This window comes from Xanthomonas fragariae, assembly GCF_017603965.1.
Taxonomy (GTDB): Bacteria; Pseudomonadota; Gammaproteobacteria; order Xanthomonadales; family Xanthomonadaceae; genus Xanthomonas; species Xanthomonas fragariae_A.
Window position 1 is genome coordinate 3,890,032 of the sequence record NZ_CP071955.1, and the last position, 18,186, is coordinate 3,908,217.

At 61.5% G+C, this 18,186-nt stretch carries 11 protein-coding genes, 1 other RNA gene, 7 pseudogenes and 1 riboswitch; of the genes and pseudogenes, 7 read left to right on the top strand and 12 right to left on the bottom strand.

Annotation, left to right across the window (positions count from 1 at the left end; genetic code table 11):
* Positions 1-2 precede the first annotated feature (2 nt).
* Positions 3-1,301, bottom strand: a complete 1,299-nt coding sequence (fucP, locus tag J5I97_RS18560; protein ID WP_208588096.1) for an L-fucose:H+ symporter permease — start codon at positions 1,299-1,301, stop codon at positions 3-5.
* A gap of 180 nt (positions 1,302-1,481) precedes the next feature.
* Here fucP and J5I97_RS18565 point away from each other — a divergent pair, with 180 nt between their 5' ends.
* The 3 genes from J5I97_RS18565 to J5I97_RS18575 all read left to right on the top strand — a co-directional run bounded on the left by J5I97_RS18565 (position 1,482) and on the right by J5I97_RS18575 (position 4,015).
* Positions 1,482-2,258: an IclR family transcriptional regulator gene (locus tag J5I97_RS18565; RefSeq protein WP_208588098.1), complete on the top strand. Its 777-nt coding sequence runs from the start codon at positions 1,482-1,484 to the stop codon at positions 2,256-2,258.
* A gap of 229 nt (positions 2,259-2,487) precedes the next feature.
* Positions 2,488-2,649: riboswitch (yybP-ykoY riboswitch) on the top strand.
* A gap of 12 nt (positions 2,650-2,661) precedes the next feature.
* Positions 2,662-3,246 carry a manganese efflux pump MntP family protein gene (locus J5I97_RS18570; RefSeq protein ID WP_208588100.1) on the top strand — a complete coding sequence of 195 codons (585 nt, stop codon included), beginning with the start codon at positions 2,662-2,664 and terminating at the stop codon, positions 3,244-3,246.
* A 322-nt stretch (positions 3,247-3,568) separates the two neighbouring features.
* Positions 3,569-4,015, top strand: coding sequence for an avidin/streptavidin family protein (locus J5I97_RS18575; RefSeq protein WP_208591823.1), 447 nt, complete (start codon positions 3,569-3,571; stop codon positions 4,013-4,015).
* 201 nt (positions 4,016-4,216) lie between these two features.
* Here J5I97_RS18575 and J5I97_RS20215 read toward each other — a convergent pair.
* The 8 genes and pseudogenes from J5I97_RS20215 to J5I97_RS18610 form a co-directional block, all read right to left on the bottom strand.
* A pseudogene (locus tag J5I97_RS20215) lies at positions 4,217-4,387 on the bottom strand (DNA-binding protein); the annotation flags it as partial.
* Entirely contained in the window at positions 4,384-4,512 is a 129-nt protein-coding gene (locus J5I97_RS20220) for a DNA-binding protein (RefSeq protein WP_238135585.1), read from the bottom strand. The pseudogene J5I97_RS20215 and the gene J5I97_RS20220, both read right to left, overlap by 4 nt.
* Positions 4,513-4,759: 247 nt before the next feature.
* Positions 4,760-5,056 (bottom strand): annotated as a pseudogene (locus tag J5I97_RS20435) (hypothetical protein); the annotation flags it as partial.
* Positions 5,057-5,145: 89 nt separating this feature from the next.
* Positions 5,146-7,449, bottom strand: coding sequence for an RHS repeat domain-containing protein (locus J5I97_RS20440; protein ID WP_345776687.1), 2,304 nt, complete (start codon positions 7,447-7,449; stop codon positions 5,146-5,148).
* A 184-nt stretch (positions 7,450-7,633) separates the two neighbouring features.
* Positions 7,634-9,109 (bottom strand): annotated as a pseudogene (locus J5I97_RS18595) (RHS repeat domain-containing protein).
* Positions 9,110-9,522: 413 nt separating this feature from the next.
* Positions 9,523-10,014 (bottom strand): hypothetical protein, encoded by a 492-nt coding sequence (locus J5I97_RS18600; protein ID WP_208588104.1) that lies wholly within the window; start codon positions 10,012-10,014, stop codon positions 9,523-9,525.
* 199 nt (positions 10,015-10,213) lie between these two features.
* Positions 10,214-11,845, bottom strand: a pseudogene (locus J5I97_RS18605) (hybrid sensor histidine kinase/response regulator); the annotation flags it as partial.
* Between the two features lie 753 nt (positions 11,846-12,598).
* Positions 12,599-12,919: pseudogene (locus J5I97_RS18610) on the bottom strand (GH36-type glycosyl hydrolase domain-containing protein); the annotation flags it as partial.
* 61 nt (positions 12,920-12,980) lie between these two features.
* Here J5I97_RS18610 and J5I97_RS18615 point away from each other — a divergent pair.
* Positions 12,981-13,056, top strand: a non-coding RNA gene (locus J5I97_RS18615) — sX9 sRNA.
* A gap of 8 nt (positions 13,057-13,064) precedes the next feature.
* Here J5I97_RS18615 and J5I97_RS18620 read toward each other — a convergent pair.
* From J5I97_RS18620 to J5I97_RS18630, 3 genes and pseudogenes are all read right to left on the bottom strand, one after another.
* Positions 13,065-13,345 (bottom strand): annotated as a pseudogene (locus J5I97_RS18620) (GH36-type glycosyl hydrolase domain-containing protein); the annotation flags it as partial.
* Positions 13,311-13,451, bottom strand: a complete 141-nt coding sequence (locus J5I97_RS18625; protein WP_208588106.1) for a hypothetical protein — start codon at positions 13,449-13,451, stop codon at positions 13,311-13,313. The gene J5I97_RS18625 and the pseudogene J5I97_RS18620, both read right to left, overlap by 35 nt.
* Positions 13,452-13,467: 16 nt before the next feature.
* Positions 13,468-14,850 (bottom strand): MFS transporter, encoded by a 1,383-nt coding sequence (locus J5I97_RS18630; RefSeq protein WP_208588107.1) that lies wholly within the window; start codon positions 14,848-14,850, stop codon positions 13,468-13,470.
* Positions 14,851-15,007: 157 nt separating this feature from the next.
* Between J5I97_RS18630 and J5I97_RS18635 the strand changes: the two genes are divergently transcribed.
* From J5I97_RS18635 to J5I97_RS20230, 3 genes and pseudogenes are all read left to right on the top strand, one after another.
* Positions 15,008-15,592 (top strand): gluconokinase, encoded by a 585-nt coding sequence (locus J5I97_RS18635; RefSeq protein WP_208591824.1) that lies wholly within the window; start codon positions 15,008-15,010, stop codon positions 15,590-15,592.
* 561 nt (positions 15,593-16,153) lie between these two features.
* Positions 16,154-17,881 (top strand): PQQ-binding-like beta-propeller repeat protein, encoded by a 1,728-nt coding sequence (locus J5I97_RS18640; RefSeq protein ID WP_208588108.1) that lies wholly within the window; start codon positions 16,154-16,156, stop codon positions 17,879-17,881.
* Positions 17,882-17,949: 68 nt separating this feature from the next.
* A pseudogene (locus tag J5I97_RS20230) lies at positions 17,950-18,120 on the top strand (IS30 family transposase); the annotation flags it as partial.
* Positions 18,121-18,186: the final 66 nt, after the last annotated feature.

The following is an 18,186-nucleotide window of genomic DNA, read 5'->3' on the forward strand; positions in this document are numbered from 1 at the left end:
GCTCACGCTCCTGCAACCACAGGCGCCGCGCGAGGCGCGCCCAACGCGAACGACAAGATCACCGCAAAGCACGCGCCGGGCACCGCAATCGCCCAATGGATGCCGGCCATGTCCGATACCGCGCCCATCAACGCGGTGAGCAACGCACCACCGATGATCGACATTACCAGCAAGCAAGAGCCGAGCTTGCGTGCGTCGTCATGCATGCCATCCAGGCCCAGCGCGAAGATGGTCGGGAACATCACCGACATGAACACGCTTGCGGCAACCAACGCATACAGCCCGGTCCAACCCGGCAGCGCGATCGCCACCGCGCACAAGACCACATTGATCGAAGCAAAACTCGCCAGCAACCTAGCCGGTGCCAGATAGCGCAACAGCGCGGTGCCGATGAAACGCCCGGCCATGAACAACACCAGCGAAATGGTCAGGTAGGTGGCAGCGGTTTTTTCCGGCGTGCCGGGCACTGCATCCTGCAGATAGCGGATCAGGTAACTCCAGATGCCCACCTGCGCACCCACATAGAAGAACTGCGCCACCACCGAAAACACGAACAGGCGGTTACGCAGCAGCTCACCGAAACGTGCGTGCTTGGGTGGGGCCTCCCCCATATCTGCGCCGCCGGTGGGAAAGCGCACCAGCGCGATCAGGATCGCCCACAGCACCACTACTCCACCAATCACCAGGTAAGGCGTCTGCACCGCAGCCGATTCGGTGGCGAAGAACGCAGCGCGCGCCGCCGGTTCCATGGCTGCCAGCTCGGTTGGGGTGTGCTCCACACCGGAAAAGATGAAGTGCTGGCCGACCAGCACGCCGGTGATCGACCCCAGCGGGTTGAACGCCTGCGCCAGGTTCAAACGCCGTGCCGCGCCGTCGGCCGGGCCGAGCACGGTCACCAACGGATTGGCGGTGGTTTCCAGGAACGCCAGGCCACTGGCGATCACGAACAAGCCCAGCAGAAACAGCCAGTAGGTGTGCACCTGCACGGCCGGATAGAACAAGAATGCACCGCACGCGTACAGCAGCAGCCCCAGCACCACCGCCGCCTTGTAGCTGTAGCGACGCATGAACATCGCCGCCGGCATCGCGAACACGAAATAACCAAGGTAGAAAGCGCTCTGGACCAATCCTGCCTGCAGGTCGGTCAGCTCGAAGGCCTTCTTGAACTGCTTGATCAGAATGTCGTTGAGATTGTTGGCCATGCCCCACAAGAAGAACAGGCTGACGATCAATAACAGGGGAACCATGGCGGTACGCGCCAAGTTACCGCGCGGTGACGCGGCAATTTCACTGTGATGCATGCGACCGATCCCCTCCCAAGGCTGTGGCGCTTGCGTTGCTGTGCGGCGAGCGTACTGCGCGCACCGGTGCCATGCAAATATAAAATCTTTGTTTATATTTGCACGAAAGCGCCGCACCTCACCCCTGCCCGCGATGCCTGTACCCTGGCGCGCCGCAGCCTTGCCTGGAGCCACAAACGGATGAGCACCGAACCCGCCAAGTACCGCGCCCCTGCTCTGGACAAGGGCCTGGACATCCTCGAGCTGCTCGCCCGCCAGGCGCAGCCGATGAGCATGGGCGCGATCTCGCAGGGCATCGGTCGCTCGCGCGGGGAGATCTTCCGCATGCTGCAGGTGCTGGAGGAGCGCGGCTATCTCACCCGCGATGGCGAAGGCGACTATGTGCTGACCAACCGTCTGTTCATGCTCGGCATGCAACAGCCGCAGGTGCAGAACGTCACCGAGGCCGCGTTGCCGGTGATGCGGCGGTTGTCCGATGCGATCTGCCAGCCTTGCCACCTGGTGGCGCCGTCGGGCGACCAGATCGTGGTGATCGCGCAGATGGACGTGCCCAGCGATCTGGGTCTGGTGGTGCGCCCTGGGCATCGTCGCCCACTGGCCCATTCCACCTCGGGGCTGGTGCTGTTCGCGTTTCAGCACCCGGACGTGCAGGCGCGTTGGCTGGAGACGCTCGATGCCAGCGAGGCGGTCTACGACCGCGCGCAATTCGTGAAAGACGCGCAGCAAACCCGTGACGATGGCTATGCGATGCATGCCAGCGAGGCGGTGGTGGGTGTGGTCGACCTGACCGCACCGATCCTGCAGCACGGCAGTGCCACCTACACGTTGACGGTGCCCTTCATCGAACGTCGCCCGGAACTGGTCAACCCGCATGCGGCATTGCAGGCGCTATGCGCAGCGACAGCCGAAATTTCCGACGGGTTGATGTATCACCCGCCGCGCGCGTTGGGTGGTTGAGTCGCGTGGCGGTTGTTGTTTGCTGAGCGGTCTTCTAGTTGCAGCGCCGCGCGATCCAGCATGGAGTGCCGCACTGATTACAAGGGCGCGTCTGCCGAGTATTGACACATTATTGCAGGCGAAAAGAGCGTAAAACGGGCGCACCGATAGCCGATGCTATAAAGATCAGACCGACCTTCACGTGCGTTGCAAACGCACCGGTGACGGATTGACGTTGGTACACTGCGCGCCCCTTGGGGAGTAGCCTGCTTTCGTCTATCGAAAGCGCCTGCATCAACATGCTCGGCCATTGCGCCGTGGTGCAGGCAACCAATTTCGGTTTGGCGAGACCAGCGGCATGCGTGCACGACGACGGTTGGCGCGGGCGCATGTCGTTGTGTCCGTGCCCAACCCGAGAGTGTCGATGTCTCCTTTTTCCATTGTGTTGATCGGTTTTGCGATGTCCACCGACGCGTTTGCCGCGGCGATCGGCAAGGGCGCAGCGATGCGCAAACCGCAGTGGCGCGATGCGCTGCGTGCCGGTTTGATCTTCGGCAGCATCGAGGCGATCACGCCAGTCATCGGTTGGTTGCTGGGGCGCGCCGCATCCAGCTATTTGGTTGCCTACGACCACTGGATCGCTTTCGTGCTGCTCGGCGCGCTGGGCACGCACATGATTGTGGCCGGGCTGCGCGACGAACCGGACGATGGCCAGGACAGAGCATCCGATACGCCCAAACGGCACGGGTTGCTGGCCCTGGCCACGACCGGCGTTGCCACCAGCATCGATGCGATGGCCGTTGGCGTGAGTCTGGCCTTTCTCGATGTGCACATCGGTGTGGTGGCGGTGGTGGTCGGCCTGTGCACCTTCAGCATGGTCACCGCAGGCGTGATGCTGGGCCGCGCGCTCGGCAACCTGATCGGCAAACGCGCCGAGATTCTCGGCGGTTTGATTCTGGTGATCGTGGGCAGCGTCATCCTGTACGAACATTTAAGCGGGGCGGCGTAAGGTGGCATGCCTACAAACTGAGGCGGCCTCAAGAATCATGCAACACCTCGAAGAATGAATTGCTCACATAAGCCTCATCAGAGAAGCCTTGCAAGCCATTGATTGGAATTGGCTGCAGGATAATGGTCATTGACGGAAACGCCGCTTGCAGCGGTAAAGGTGTTGCACTTTGATGACTTGAGTCGGTCCAGGTTCTTTTCAGGACTGTCGTCAAGGAGTAAGGGATGGAGACACCCATCCCAGCAACGCGGACCCGGTCTGTGTTACCTAGTCGTTGGCTTGAACCCGCCGCCTTTCATCGGCTTGATTACGAGGAGAAATGATGATGTCCATGTCCATGCGTCAATATGCTGCCTGCGTTGCGCTGCTCGGAAGTTGCGTCTCGCTCGCCCAGGCCGCGCCAACCTGCAACAACCCGGCAGGCGAATGGAAAAACCAGCTGGGTTCCACACTCACGATCGCCGCCATACAGACCTCCGGGCAGCTCTCGGGCACGTACATCTCGCCTTCCGGCACCACTGGTTCGGTGTATCCGCTGGTCGGCTGGTTCGCCAACCCGGTTGCCGGGTCGACGGCATCGAGCAAACTGCCCGCCATCACTTTTTCGGTGCAGTGGGGTAACTACGGCAGCATGACTGCCTGGACCGGTACCTGCGATGCGTCTGGCGGCGTGCCGACCATCACCACAGTCTGGCACTTGGTGCGGACAGGTTCCCAGTATTCGTGGGACCACATGCTGACCAACAGCGATGTTTTCGTTCCCAAATGACAGAGAGCTGTCGCCAACAAAACGCCAAGCCTCTATAGCTTGGCGTTTTGTTGGCGACAATGTAGGGTAGGCAGGGATTCGTGAAAAATTCTCGACCTTCGCGGCGTCGCCCTCGGCAACCTGTTGCCGCAACAGCTCGGCTTCCTCGTTCAACTGATCGGCGGCTTCAAGTAATTCCTGCGCCTGCTCCTGCAGTGCCGTGAATTCCTTGGCCAGCTTCTCCCGATCGCCCGCCAAAGCGCGTTCGGTCGCAGCTCGCGCAACGGTCCAAATCTCCGCAGCAAGCACGCCGACGGCTTCAAAAACATCCGGGGGCAGAGGTTCAACGACAGGCTGCGTTTTCTGCAGCTTTCGGTGCTTCCACTCAGTCATTGCGTTCTGGATGGTGGTGTAACTACCGCTGCCAACTTCTTGCAAACGGCACTCAGAGTCGGCTTGACGCCATCGGCGTCGAGCTGATCGGCGATTTTCCAGATTTGATCCTTGGTAATAGCCATGAAACGCCTCCGTTGTTGTTGTAGTATTTTGTACTATACTATATATTATAAAATATAATAAGCGTTTCAACTTGAACCGAGCTGGGTTGGCGCTACAATTGAGGTCTGCAATCCGACCACTCCTGCAAGTTTGGTGGACATGCCGATGAAGCCCAAGAGGTTGCCGCGTCTCGGGCTTTGCTCTGTCTAGGGGAGTGGGGGTCGGCGCAGGTGCTGCAGCGCCAAGTAAATAACATGCATTATCCTCCTACATTCTTATTCTAATTTTTTCTCCATTCTCAATGGCCTCTACAGCTTGATAAATTTTGTAACCAATCTCGCCAACCGCACCGACAAGAATGATCGCTCCAATTAGGTCACCTGGATCAGGTACAGGGCTATCCAATTGTGACGCTATTCCAGCTTGAGTGGCGCGTCTTGCAGCAATTTCGCCAACGGGACCCCAAGGAATGACTACGTCCCGCCTATCCGGATCGGTGAACTTGTACGGATTATTAAACGCATACGCATACCGATTGAACTGACGCCAGTTGCCGCTGCTGTAGGCAGTGACCGGATCGACGCTGAGGAAGCAGCCGCAGACCGGATCATAGTACCGCTACTGCATGTACGTCAGCCCGGTTGGGCCGTCCATCACGTGGCCGGCATAGCCCACCCCGTCCACCGTCTTGCCGATCCCGCGCCGTAGGGCTCGTACTGCGTGCGTTCGACAAGCTGCCCCGCCGCGTTGGTCGTCGCCACCGGGCTGCCCAGGGCGTCGGTGTGCTGGTAGGTCACACTGCCGGCGGTGCGTGTGGCCAGCAGGCTGCCATTGAACGCGATGTACTCGATCACACCCTTACCCGCGCGCTCTTCGTACAACAGCTGGCCGGACGTGCCGTACAGCGACAGGTTGTTGCCGGCGCCGGTGCGCAACGCCTGCACTCGGCGGCCGGCGGCATCGTAGCGGTATTCGTACGCCACCACGGTGGCATCGCGTACCTGCAACGGCAGCTGGCGCCCATTGAGCGTCAGCGTGTGCACCACGCCGTTGCCGTAGGTGAACTGTTGCACCGCACCGTTCGGGGCGTACTGCAGCCCGCTGGCGTAAAGCGCACCGCTGCCATCGCTGATCTGGGTGGGCTGGCCCAGCGCATTCGGGGCGTAGGCCACCGTCAGGCCGGACGGATAAACAATGCTGGCAGCAATGGCATTGCCGTCGTACCCATAGCCCAGCGTCTTGCTGGGCTGGTCGCTGAGCTGCATCGACTCGGCCGTCAGCAGGCGACGCTTGTTGTAGGCGTAGCTGTTGACCACGTGGCTGGCGCCCGCCTCGTTCCAGGTCGTCACCTGGCCGGGAAGACCATCGGGGGTGTAGCTCCAGTCCTGGTTGCCGTTGCTGTCCGGGAAGCGCAGGGTCGTCAGCCGGTTGCGCACATCGTAGCTGCGGTCCACACGGCGGCCGCTGCTGTAGGCAGTCTCCCGCTCGCAGCTGTTGGGGCTGGGCAAGTTCAGGCCGGCCGCCGACCACCACAGATTGCCGGCGGCGTCGTACTCCATCACCGTGGCGCCTGTCTCCGGCTCGATCACCTTGCACACCTGTCGGTACTGGTCGTAGACGTAGGTGCGCGCCAGCGCGGTCGGGCCTTGCGCTGTCTGCACGGTGACGCTGATCTGGCCCGATTCGGCACTCAGACCCTGGGCGTCCCGCGCGATCGCCTTGAAGCGATAGCTGCCTGTGCCCAGGGCGGTCAGCGTCACCTGGTAGGGCGCCGCGGTCACGGTACCCACCAGGGCATCGTTGGAATAAAACGCCACGCTGGCCAGGGCCCCTTCCGGATCGCTGGCATCGGCGCGCACGGTGAGCGTGGCAGGCGCATCGAGCACTGCGCCATTGCCCGGGGCGGCGAGCGACACGCGCGGCGGCTGGTTGGCCGCTTCCACAGCGACGACCTGGTTGGCGCTGGCCTCACCGAACCAGGACACACCCTCCTGCAGCAACTGCCATTGGAAATTGAGCGCACCGGGCGTCTGCGGCACCACAGCGAAAGCGATGCGGACCGACGCGCCGGGCGCCACATCGTTGGGCAACTCCACCCGGCTGGCCCCCCAGGTCCCGTTATTCTGCGGATTGGCAGCGCCCAGGCGATACGTGGAGGACTGCCGCCACGTGACGTTACCGGTATTGCGGAAATTCACTTCCACCGGATAGGACTGCCCGACCGTCATCGTCGTCGGCACCGACTGGCCGGCGAAGGCGGCATTGCGACTGATCGCCGGAATACGGAAGTTGCCGGAACCGCCAAGCGTCGCATTCGCCGCCGCCACCGGCGAGATGCCATACACGTAGATAGGCGCGCCCGCGTGCTGGACAATCATGTCCTCGCTGATTGGCAGCGAGAAGCGATAGCCGCTACCGTTGGCCAAACAGGCCGACGCCACCGCAGACTCGCTGGCGTTGTCGGCGCGGAAGGCCCCAGACATGGTGCCAGTACCCTCAGCGCCCCCCAGATACAGGTGCACATCGATCGGGACATCCAGATGCGTCGAGCACGCCCAGCCCCGAATGGTATTGCCGGCTATTGCGTCGATAGTGCCCTTGATGTCCGAGGCCAGCACCTCGATCGACTGGTTGGGGCTCGGGGGGCCAAACCAGGACACCCCGTCCTGCACCATGCGCCATTGGAAATTGTAGGTACCGGCAGTCAGTGGCGCCCTGGCGGTGAAATTGAAGCTCGCCGAAGCACCAGTGACAACGCTGCCAGGCACAGCAACGCGGCCGGTGCCCCAGGTCCCGTTGTCGCTAGGATTTTGCGATCCCAGATTGAAGGCGCTGGACGCGCTCCAGGTGGCCTGCCCGGTGTTCCTCATCATGATCGAGGCCGCATACGGTTGCCCCACCACCATGGTGGTGGGGACCGACTGAAACACGAACTGCGCGGCAAGCTGCGGGAGCACTCGCGGCGGTATACGGGGGCACTCTTCGCCCCTGCCGGCGGCGGCTCCATCAGGACATTGCTGCGCAGCCCAGGCGGGTTGAGGCAGGCTAAAACCCAGAACAATGCAGGCACTCACCACCGTGATGCGCGCACGCAAACAGCACAGATGCAGCAAACGTAAATGATCCATTGCAGGCCCCTGCTTATTGTTTGCCGCGCACGATCTGCGTCGGATTGCCGAAGACATCACGCGCGATATCGGTCCTGCCGCCTTACGGGTGCACGATCCACACCGGCTTCGCGTAGCCCGGCTGGTCGAACACCTGATAGCCGCTCACCGTCTGGTTCCCGCGGGGATCGGTGACACGGGTCTGAGTGCCGGGCAGATACTCCGTCAACGTCGTCAACAGTCCTTGCTCGGAGTCCTGCGACACCGACGTAGGACGGCCGATGGCGTCATAGCTGGTCCAGATGCCCGTGCTGAGCGCCTCGCTGCTGCCAGGATAGGCGGCAAACGTCACACGCCCCTCGTGGTCATAGGCAAAACGCTGGAATCGCTGCGTTTGTGTTTCATTGGCCGCATCGAACTCACGGCTGAGCAGCGGCCGCCAGAACGCATCAAAGTAGATCAGCTTGCGCGCGTTGCCGGTTGCCACCGTTTGCCGCCAATGCCCGGCGGCGATGCCGTATTCGTCGGCCGATACGGCTTCGAATTTCTGGGTCGTCATGTTCCAGGCCGTGCTATCGCCGCCTGGATAGGTGATGCTGGCCAGACGACCCATCGCATCGTAGCCATAGGCGGTGGTATAGCCATTTGCATCGGTCGCCGAGGTGATCCAGCCATTGTCGTCGGCCACTGCCGACTTGGTGGTGCCGTCGGCGTAGCTGATCGATTGCGGGATGCCTCGCTTCCAGGACGCGAACGTGGTGGTGGCGTTGTTGCCGTCCTTGCTGCTGGCTAGCGTGCCGTCGTTGTTGTAACTCAGGGTCTGCTGCAGCTTGCCGAAAGCGTTGACCGTCAATGGTTGGGCATTGTCGTTGTAGGTGGCCTGACGCTCGACCAATCCGGTATCGCTGTTGGTGGAACTCGCCTGGGCCCCAAGAATCCATTTGACGGTGTTGTCGAAGTAGCTGGTGACATCCGTGCGGCTATGCCAGGGGCTGGCGCGTGTCACGCTCACTGGCCGTGCAAAAACGTCGTAGCTGTTCACCGTTCTGTTGAATTCCGATCCGTCCTGCGTGAGCTTGGTTGACAGGATCGGAGTCCAGCGTTCGGATGCCTCCCAATTGCTGCGCGGGTTGAAGTCTCTCCCGACTGACCGCCACGGGTAGGGACTGTTGCTTTCGACCAGGGGCATGATGGCATAGGTGTCATCGACCGCCTTGACCAGAGCATCAGAGCCTGCAGCATGGATCTCGCTACGTAGCAGGAGATTTTCGCTTCCATCTGCTCGATTGCTGAAAACACTGCGATGGCGTATGCCGTCAGGATCGAGCATGTCCGTCCAGACCGTGGAAGCACATCCGCCCGTGCACTCCGAACTCCAGCTTGCGTTCCCGGGCGAGTAGTTGTAACGCCACGTGGCTTGCGAAAGCCCCGGCCCGCTCACTGTTTTCGCGCTTATAGCGTAGTCCCAGCTATCCTTGGGGTATTGCGGATACAGCCCGCCGCCACTCATGTAAGACCAACATGCCTTTGTGACGTAGGAGCGACCGACATGCAACTTCTGCAAGGAGAAGGTTGCTGTTGCACCAGTCGGCGATGTGATAACGCCCGACTTCTCGGCACCGGTTAATCCATCGTCTTTGACCGCGGCGTTGCAATTTCCAGACGTCTGCACCTGCATACTGAGGTAAAACAATTCATTCAGAGAGAACTTCCAGGACGACCCATCAGGCAAAACAGCTGATGTGAGAGCACCACTTTCGTATCGATACTGCCAGACACGGTTTCCAGAAGCCGAGGCAACGGTGATCGAGATGATGTTGGAGCCATCATTGGCAAGCGAGAGACGACGGCCGTCGCTTGCATCGATCGTATCGACGAAGCCACCCGTGTAATGATAATTAACCCAATTTCCGAAACGATCCTCTATGCGTGTGACCAACATGCTCGCGTAATTCCTGCCGAGATGTCCTGCCCCTGACTCTCCCACCCCTGGTGCAGTCTTGTAGACAAGGTAATCCAGTAGACAAGGTAATCCAGCCAGTAGCGCGTGCCGTCAGGTGCGACTGCCTGAAACGCTTCGCCGGGCAGGCCATTGGCCGTCGAAGGAAGGCAAGTGATCAACCAGTTATCTTTGGTGCGCGCTACATGGCTCGGCTGTGAACCATCCTGCGTGTGTGCGAGCACAGTTTCTTCCTCACCAGAGTCTTCTACCAGCTGATAACCGGCCCACCAGGTTTCCGGCTCGATTGGATCTGCCTTGACTGGGAAAATCGTTCCTGGCCTGCTCATCTGAGTGCAGCGCGCATCGCTTGCCATTTCGACCTGCCAGCCGATTGGACTGGTACGCGATATTCCGAAAGCCTTGGCGCTTGCAAGCGTCTTTAGCCTAGGGAGCGCGAGCTCCCATTCGCCCATTTTGTTGCCAGAGGTATCGGCGGTTCCGCCGATTCTTGTGGCGACGCGAAACGTGCGCACAATCCTGATGGCGCACTGTTACGCACGCTTCTACGCGTTGTCAATAGTCATATTCAAAACATGCATCAATCACCAAACCCAGCCAGCGACAAGGCTGGGACGATGCAGCCAGCCGTCGCATGGTCAGGATGGTCGCCCACTACCGCTTCGCATCGTGATGCGCACTCAAAAACGCACGCAACGAGGCAGGTTTGACCGGCTTGGTCAGCAAACGATAGCCACGCGCACGCGTCAGTTGCTTGAGTTCGTCGCGGCCATCGGCAGTAAGCAAGGCCCCAGCGATCGGCGCCGTTGCGGCGGCCTGCACGGCGTCCAGCGTGTCCAGGCCATCGAGGCGGTCGTGCAGGTGATAGTCCACCAGCATCAGGTCCGGTTGCTCGCGCGCACGCTCCAATGCCTGGTCCACGGTGCTGGCGGTGATCACCTCCACTTGCCAGCGGCCAAGCAACGCGCGCATGCCGTCGAGAATCTCGCGGTCGTTGTCCACACACAGCACGCGTAGGCCAGCCAACGAATCGCCGCTGGGCAGCACGCGCGTGGCAGGCACCGGCGCTATCGGCACCGCAGCCACACGCGGCAACAGGATCGAAAACATGCTGCCGTGACCGACCTGGCTGCGCGCGCTCAAGTCGTGATCGAGCAGGCGCGAGATGCGTTGGCAGATCGACAGGCCGAGTCCCAAACCCTGCTCGCCCCAATCGAATGGCTGTTGGTAGCGGCGGAACTCTTCGAAGATTTGCCGCATATGGTGCTCGGGAATGCCGGGGCCGGTGTCCCACACCTGCAGCTCCACCTGCTCACCGCGCCCGCGCATGCCCAGCACGATGCGGCCCTGACGCGTGTAGCGCAGCGCATTGGCAAGAAAGTTCTGCATGACACGGCGCAGCAACCGCCGGTCGCTGCGCACCCACCATGGGCGGCTATGTACCTGCAAACGCAGCCCGCGACTGGCCGCTACCGGCGCATATTGCGCGGCCAACTCGTGCATCAGCGCGCTGGCATCGAAGTCTTCGACCGTGGGCCGCAGCCCACCGGCATCCAGGCGCGAGACGTCGAGCAGACCGTCGAGCAATTCTTCGGCAGCACGCAGCGACGCATCCACGCGTTCGGCAAGATGGCGCTGTTCTTCGTTGTTGTGATGGCTCTCGCGCAACGCCGAAGCGAATAGCCGCGCGGCGTTGAGCGGCTGCAACACGTCGTGGCTGATCGCCGCCAGAAAGCGCGTCTTGGACTGCTGCGCCAACTCCGCTTCGCGCGAACGATCGGCCACGCGTTGTTCCAGATTTTCGTTGGCGTCCAGCAGCGCGCGTTCGGCACGTTTGTAGTCGGTAATGTCGTTGTAGCTGGTGACGTAACCGCCGCCGGGCAATGCCTGGCCACGCATCTCGATCACCCTGCCATCGCTGCGAGTACGCTCGAACACATGCGGCGAGCCGGCGCGCATGTGGCGGATGCGGCGATCGATCTGATCTTCGATATCGCCTTCGCCCAATTCGCCGCGCTCGGCGTTGTAGCGGATCAGGTCGGCCACCGGGCGGCCGACATACAACATGCCATCGGGATACCCGAACAACTGCTGGTAACGCCGATTCCACGCGGTCAGGCGCATCTCCGGATCGACCACGCTGACCGCCGCGCTGATGTTTTCCAGCGTGCTGGATAGGATCTGGCGGTTGAAGCGCAGCTCCTGGCCGGCCTCGTCCAATACCTCCCCCACTTCGCCCGACCGCATACCCGAACTGCGCAACAGGCTGGTCAGCACCAGACGCGCGATGGAGACGGTGTTTTCGGCGCGTGCGATCAACACCAGCCGCTCGATGATGCGCCAGCCGAACAGCAACAGCAGCAGCGGGCCCAGGTAGATCGTCAGGTAACCGATGCCGTTGCGTACCGCCGAACCGACCGCGCCGTAGAAGGTCCACGACGAGCAGTACACCGCCAGCGCCAGGCTGTAGACCGCCGGCCGCAACCACGGCCGCTCCGGGTACGGAGGCCGGTGATCGCCCCACCACGCCATGCCGAACAGCAGCGCGGCGTAGCCGACGGAGACCAGCAGCAGGATCCAGCTCGACACCAATAGACATTCCTGGGCCAATGCGAACTGGGAGTTTACGCAGTGGGGAATGGGGAATGGGGAATGGGGAATGGCGGGAAGCGGGAAGCAAACCGCGCTAACGATCAGCTCGCCGCCCCCATCCGCCCTTCGGGCACCTTCCTCCGCAGGCGGGAGAAGGGGCGATGTAGCCGATACGTCGGCCGTTTGCCCGTTGCTGGCTGCTGTTCATCAACTACTGGCTGCCAGGGACAGGCTGGCAATCACGACTGCCTGCATCCCTCTTCTCCTCAGGGGGCCCGAAGGGCGGGCGAGGGGACCCCGGCTCCACCAACCAGATCAACCCTCAGCCCGGCAAACGCACCTGCACCCGATATGTACGCCCGGCGACAATGGCGTGTATACGCTGATCCGGGTAGGGCGCGCCGTCCACCAGCACCTCCACCGCGGTACCGACTTGGTGATGCTGCGCGCATACTGCAAATAGGCCATCCCCATATTGTCCTGCAGATAATTGCGCGTCTGCGGATCGGTGGTCAGGCGATTGACATGGCCGTGATAGAACACTTGACGCGGCAACCAGTGGTTAACCAGATTGTCCAACCCCGCATCGGGCGTGGCGATTTGCACGCAGCCACGACCGGCCTGCAGATACTGCGCATAGTCGCGTGCGGCTTGAGCGAATCCTTCTTCGGACAGATAACGCGCGCGCAGTGTGGCGATTCCTGCATCGTTCTTTGCCGGCCCGAACGCGAAGCGATACACACTGGCCACATCCGTTCCCAAGCTAAGAGCGGCTAACAAAACGACTGCGCTGACCGCCAGGCGGGCGTGGTCGGTGCTCGGAATCGGCATGTACCACGCGTACACTGCCGTTCCTGCGCGCCGTGAGCACGCACCTGACGACTGCTCGCTACGTTTTGTTAGCCGCTCTAAGGCGATATTGCAAAGCAGCGGCGGGCGTCTCGTAATGCGCGTTGTGGTTGCCAAATTGTTCGGCCTGCACAGCAGATGGCGCATGCAAACCGCCCTCGCCTTCGAATGCCATCTGCTGCGCATCCCACGCCACCGGCGGCTGCTCATGCAGCAGGAAGGTGCAGTCCTCGAAATCGCGCTGACGAAACTAATCGTCCACCTTCTGATACGGCGCCCGCTGCGGCACACGATGCCGCCCAACGCTGCCTCATAGCATCTGGACTGATGCATCCACGACATAAAATTCGCCTGCATTGGGCATTACGGTCGGGCTATAGAGCGCGTGGCGCGCGCCGTCGGCGCTGGGCGCCATCAATGTGGACAGATCGTCGAACGCCGTCGTGGGCATTGCGTACAGGACGCGGTCAGGGATGCTCCGGTTCTTCGCACTTGCGCGCGGCCAGTTCCTGTTGGATGCGGCGCAACAAGCCATCATCCAGCGAATAAAAACGCATGGTGCAGGCCGCCAGCAGCGCGACCGCCCCAGGGATCACCGTCAGCAGCAGCGCGATGCCGGTCAACGACCAATCGGACTGCGCGCTATTGGCCACATAGCCCATGCCGGCGAGCACCCAGGCGACGCCGGCCGACGCCAGCGCGCCGCCGAGCTTTTGCGAAAACGTCGCCGCCGCAAACGTCATCGCGGTCGCGCGCCGGCCGGTACACCATTCGGTGTAATCGGCGCTGTCTGCATACATCGAAAATGCCAGCGGCGACTTCGGGCCCAGCGCCAGACCGATCAGCATGTTCAAAGCGAAGATCGCCCACACCGCATCGGCAGGAACGAAGAACATCAGGCAGCTCAACACGCCCACCACCGCCATCAGCAGGGTCATCAAACGGCGCTTTTCCCAATACCGTGTCAGCAATGGCGTGATCGCCGCACCCACCGCCAGCGACATCGAATACCCGCCCAGAAACAAGCCGGTCAGCTCAGGCCGCTGCACGTAGTACTTGAGGTAGTACACGCCCGCGCCACCGCGCATCACAATGGTGATAACGATGATCAGCGACAGCACGAACAGCACGCACCAGGGCTTGTTCTGCAGCAGGTCGGCGATGTCCTGGCGGATCGGCGTGCGCTGTTGCGGCGGCGGTTGCACGCGCTCGCGCGTGGTCAAGGCCACAGTGACCAAGAGCGCAACGGCGACCGCGCCGTACAGCAGCATCGTGCGCTGCCAACCGACCGCGTCGTTGCCGGCACCGAACCAGGCCACCAGATCCAGCGTGCAGTAACTAACCAACGTGGTGCCGGCGAACGCAGCGATGAAGCGCAGGCTGATCAGGCTGGTCCGTTGGCTGCTGTCGGCGACGATCACACCCGACAATGCCGAGTACGGAATGCTCACCACGGTGTAGGCAAGCATCATCCCCAAAAAGCTGATCGTGGCCCACCACATGCGCCCGGTCTGATCAAACGCAGGCGTGGTGTAGGCAAGCACGCCGGTCACCGCCATGGGCACTGCGCCCCACAACAGATACGGACGGAACTTGCCCCAGCGGCTGCGCGTGCGATCAGCCAATGCGCCCATCGCCGGATCGGCAATAGCATCGGCGATCTTGGTCAGCAACATCATGGTGCCAACGGCCGCCGCCGGCAGATGCATGGTGTCGGTATAGAAGATCAGCAGAAACGCCGAGATGTTGGCCCAGTAAAGATTCAGGCCCAGATCGCCGGCGCCGTAGCCCAGTTTTTCGCGCCAGCGCAGGCGCGCCGATGCGGCAGACGTTGCAGGCAATGACGTCATCGGCAGACCTTAGGATGCGTTGTACATGGCCGAGCACGCCGTTACTCTGGGTGCCCGCTCACTTGGCACGGAGCGCCGACGCTACACCACCGCGCGGCTGCCGCCAACGTGAAATCGGCCAACGTGCCGAATCGATCCAGAGATATGACCTGACGTGATGGAGACTGCCGCACCCGCCACGCCCGCGTCCGCTTCGCCTTTAGCCATCGTGGTGATGGGCGTATCGGGCAGCGGCAAGACCACCATTGCGCAGGCCTTGGCAGCGCATTACGGCTTCCGTTTTCTGGACGCCGACGATTATCACAGCGTGGCAGCGCGCGCGCAGATGGCCGCCGGTCAGCCGCTAACCGACGCGATGCGACTGCCGTGGGTGGAGTTGTTGTCTGCCACCTTGCGCGACTGCGTGCACGCTGGCCAATCGGTAGTGCTGGCGTTCTCCGGATTACGCGGCACCCATCGTCAATTGCTGCGCGGCAGCGGCGTGCCGATGCGCTTCGTGTTCTTGCACGCGGCACCGCACGTCATCGCCGCACGCCTGAGCGCACGCGCCGGCCACTTTATGCCACCTACGCTGTTCGACAGCCAGCTACAGACACTGGAGTTGCCGCTGGACGAAGCGGATGTGGTGTCGGTGAATGTGGACGCCACCGTGACCGACGTGATGCAGGATGCAATCACAAAACTGGCGCTGATAGATACTGCCGCAGCGCAGCATGCTGCGCGTGCGCCGAAACGGGCGTGACGTGTTGTGTGTTGCGTAACGACTGTGCCGCTTATGCACCGAGATTGCGGACTCGCTGAGATTGACGCCACAGTGAGCACCACCACGGCATGAAAGCAGATAACGCAGAATTGATGTGCATGCTTTCACGCTGCCATTCCCCGCATTGCATGCATATCTGCTTCGATGACTGAAACGACCTTCGCAACGAGCGCCCCCCCCCTCCTGCCTGCGGGGCGGACGAGGGTACGCGCGCGCCCTCGTCTCAGACATCTCTAAGGTGGCGCAAAATCTCCTGGTTACTTTTTGCAAACATCCGATTTCCGCGCAAATGCGTCGCCTCCCATATGAATCATTTTTCCTATCGCATCAATCCAAATCAAAGATGAATCATCATCATTTGTGCGAATAACGAACACATTGAACGCAAATTTTCTGAGTTGGTCTCAACAGATGCCTGCGGAACCAACCGTTCAGTGAACGCGGCGGCTCGTCTGTGTTGCATGGTCTCCGCAATCAGCCATCTTCCCTCGGCAGATCCCGGGGGATCCTGTGCTTCCTTCCATCTATGGACATGTCGTGATGACCAATTCCAATCGCCGTTTGCGGTTTCGCAATTTGATGCTCATGCCCTGCCTGCTCGCCAGCGCAGCGGCTTTCGCCCAGTCCGGCACCACAACCGCCCAACAGTCGGTGTCGTCCCTGGATACCCAGGCATTCGCACGCTCCGGCCAGGTCTGGCGAAGCTTCGGCAACGCCCTCCCGTTCGCAAGCCCCACCAGCTGGACCACCGCCGGCGGTGGCTACTTGAATCAGCGCTTCGCGCCGGGCGAGTGGAAGATCAATCGCACCACTGCCAAGACGCTCAAACCGGCATGGACCCTTACCACCAGCGGCGACATTTCGGCCACGCCAAGCGTGGAAGGCGAAACGCTCTACGTACCCGACTGGGGCGGCACGCTGTATAGCGTCGACACTCAGACCGGCAAGCCGAATTGGCAGGCCAAGCTGTCCGATTACACCGGCAATGCGAGCTCGGTGACGCGCAACACCCCGGCCATCAGCGCCAAGAGCATCATTGTCGGCGACCAAGCCGCCGGTACCTTGCTGGCATTGGACAAGAAGACCGGCAAGCTGTTGTGGAAGACCACGGTAGAAGCCAATCCGCAAGCGCGCATCACCTCATCGCCGGTCATTTACGGCAACCACGTCTATGTCGGCATTTCCTCCGGCGACTGGGGCAACTTGGCGGCCAACCATACCTTCAGTTTCCGCGGCAGTGTCGTGGCGGTGGACCTGAACACCGGCAAGAAAGTGTGGCAGTTCTACAACGTGCCGGAAGGCTATACCGGCGCATCGGTGTGGGGCCAGGTGGCCATCGACCCCATCGGCCGGCGCCTGTATTTCGGCACCGGCAATAACTACAACATTCCTGCCGGCGTCGGTAACTGCGTGTCGAATGCGCGCGCTTATCGCGGCAGCGAACTCACCGTACAGGACGAACTCAACTGCATGGCGCCGGACAATTACGTCGATTCGGTGGTCTCGCTGAATCTGGATACCGGCAAGCTGGTCTGGGCCGATCGCGCGCAGGGTTACGATGCCTGGAACCTATCCTGCATCATCGCGCCCACCAATGGCCTGTGCCCGAACACCCAGGCGACCAACCTGACCGGGCCCGACTACGACTTCGGCGGCGCTGGTGTCAATCTGTTTACCGTGTGGCGCGACGGCAAGCCGCAGCAGCTGGTCGGTGCCGGGCAAAAGAGCGGCATCTACTGGACCTTCGACGCCAAGACCGGCGCCAAAGTGTGGTCCACCCAGGTCGGCCCGGGCGGCACCACTGGTGGCATCGAGTGGGGCACCGCATTCGATCCGTACAAGTCGCGCGTTTACGTCGCCATCAACAATAGCTTCAACGCCACCTACACGTTGGGCCCGGACAATAGCCGCAGCCACAACGGCGGCTCGTGGGCCGCGCTGGATGCAGCAACCGGCAAGATCGTATGGCAGGTCAAGGTGCCTGGCATCAACCGCGCAAAACCAACCGTGCCGGCTGGCGGCCAAGGCTCGCTGACCGTGTCGCCGAACCTGCTCTACGCCGGTTCGATGGCGGGCAACATGGTCGCACTGGATACCGATACCGGCGCCACGCTGTGGAACTACAATGCCACCGGATCGGTGATCAGCTCGCCGGCGATTGCCAACGGTGCGCTGTACTGGGGCTTGGGCTACGGCCGCTTCGGCTTCGGCACTGCAGCGACCAGCAATCAGCTGATCAAGTTCGTGCCGGAGGCCGGCGGTAAGTAAGTAAGCGTTTTACAACGTATCGTTTACGTTGGTACGCGTCGTCTCAATACAACAACGCCGCCCCAGGGCGGCGTTACTTTCCAAGCCACACCCATTTCAGCACGAGATGCAACGCGCACTTACGATGAATATGGATCAAGCAAACGCCCTACAACCGCCCGCGTAGGATACTCGGACTCAAAATACCCCTCGTCGTCTTCTCCGAGGAGTTCATCAACAGCGTTGCGAACCAGAATTGAATCCATCTTCAGGTATTGATCGAAAGCGCATGGAAGAGTTGTTCAGCGTTTCCCTGGCGCAGCCAT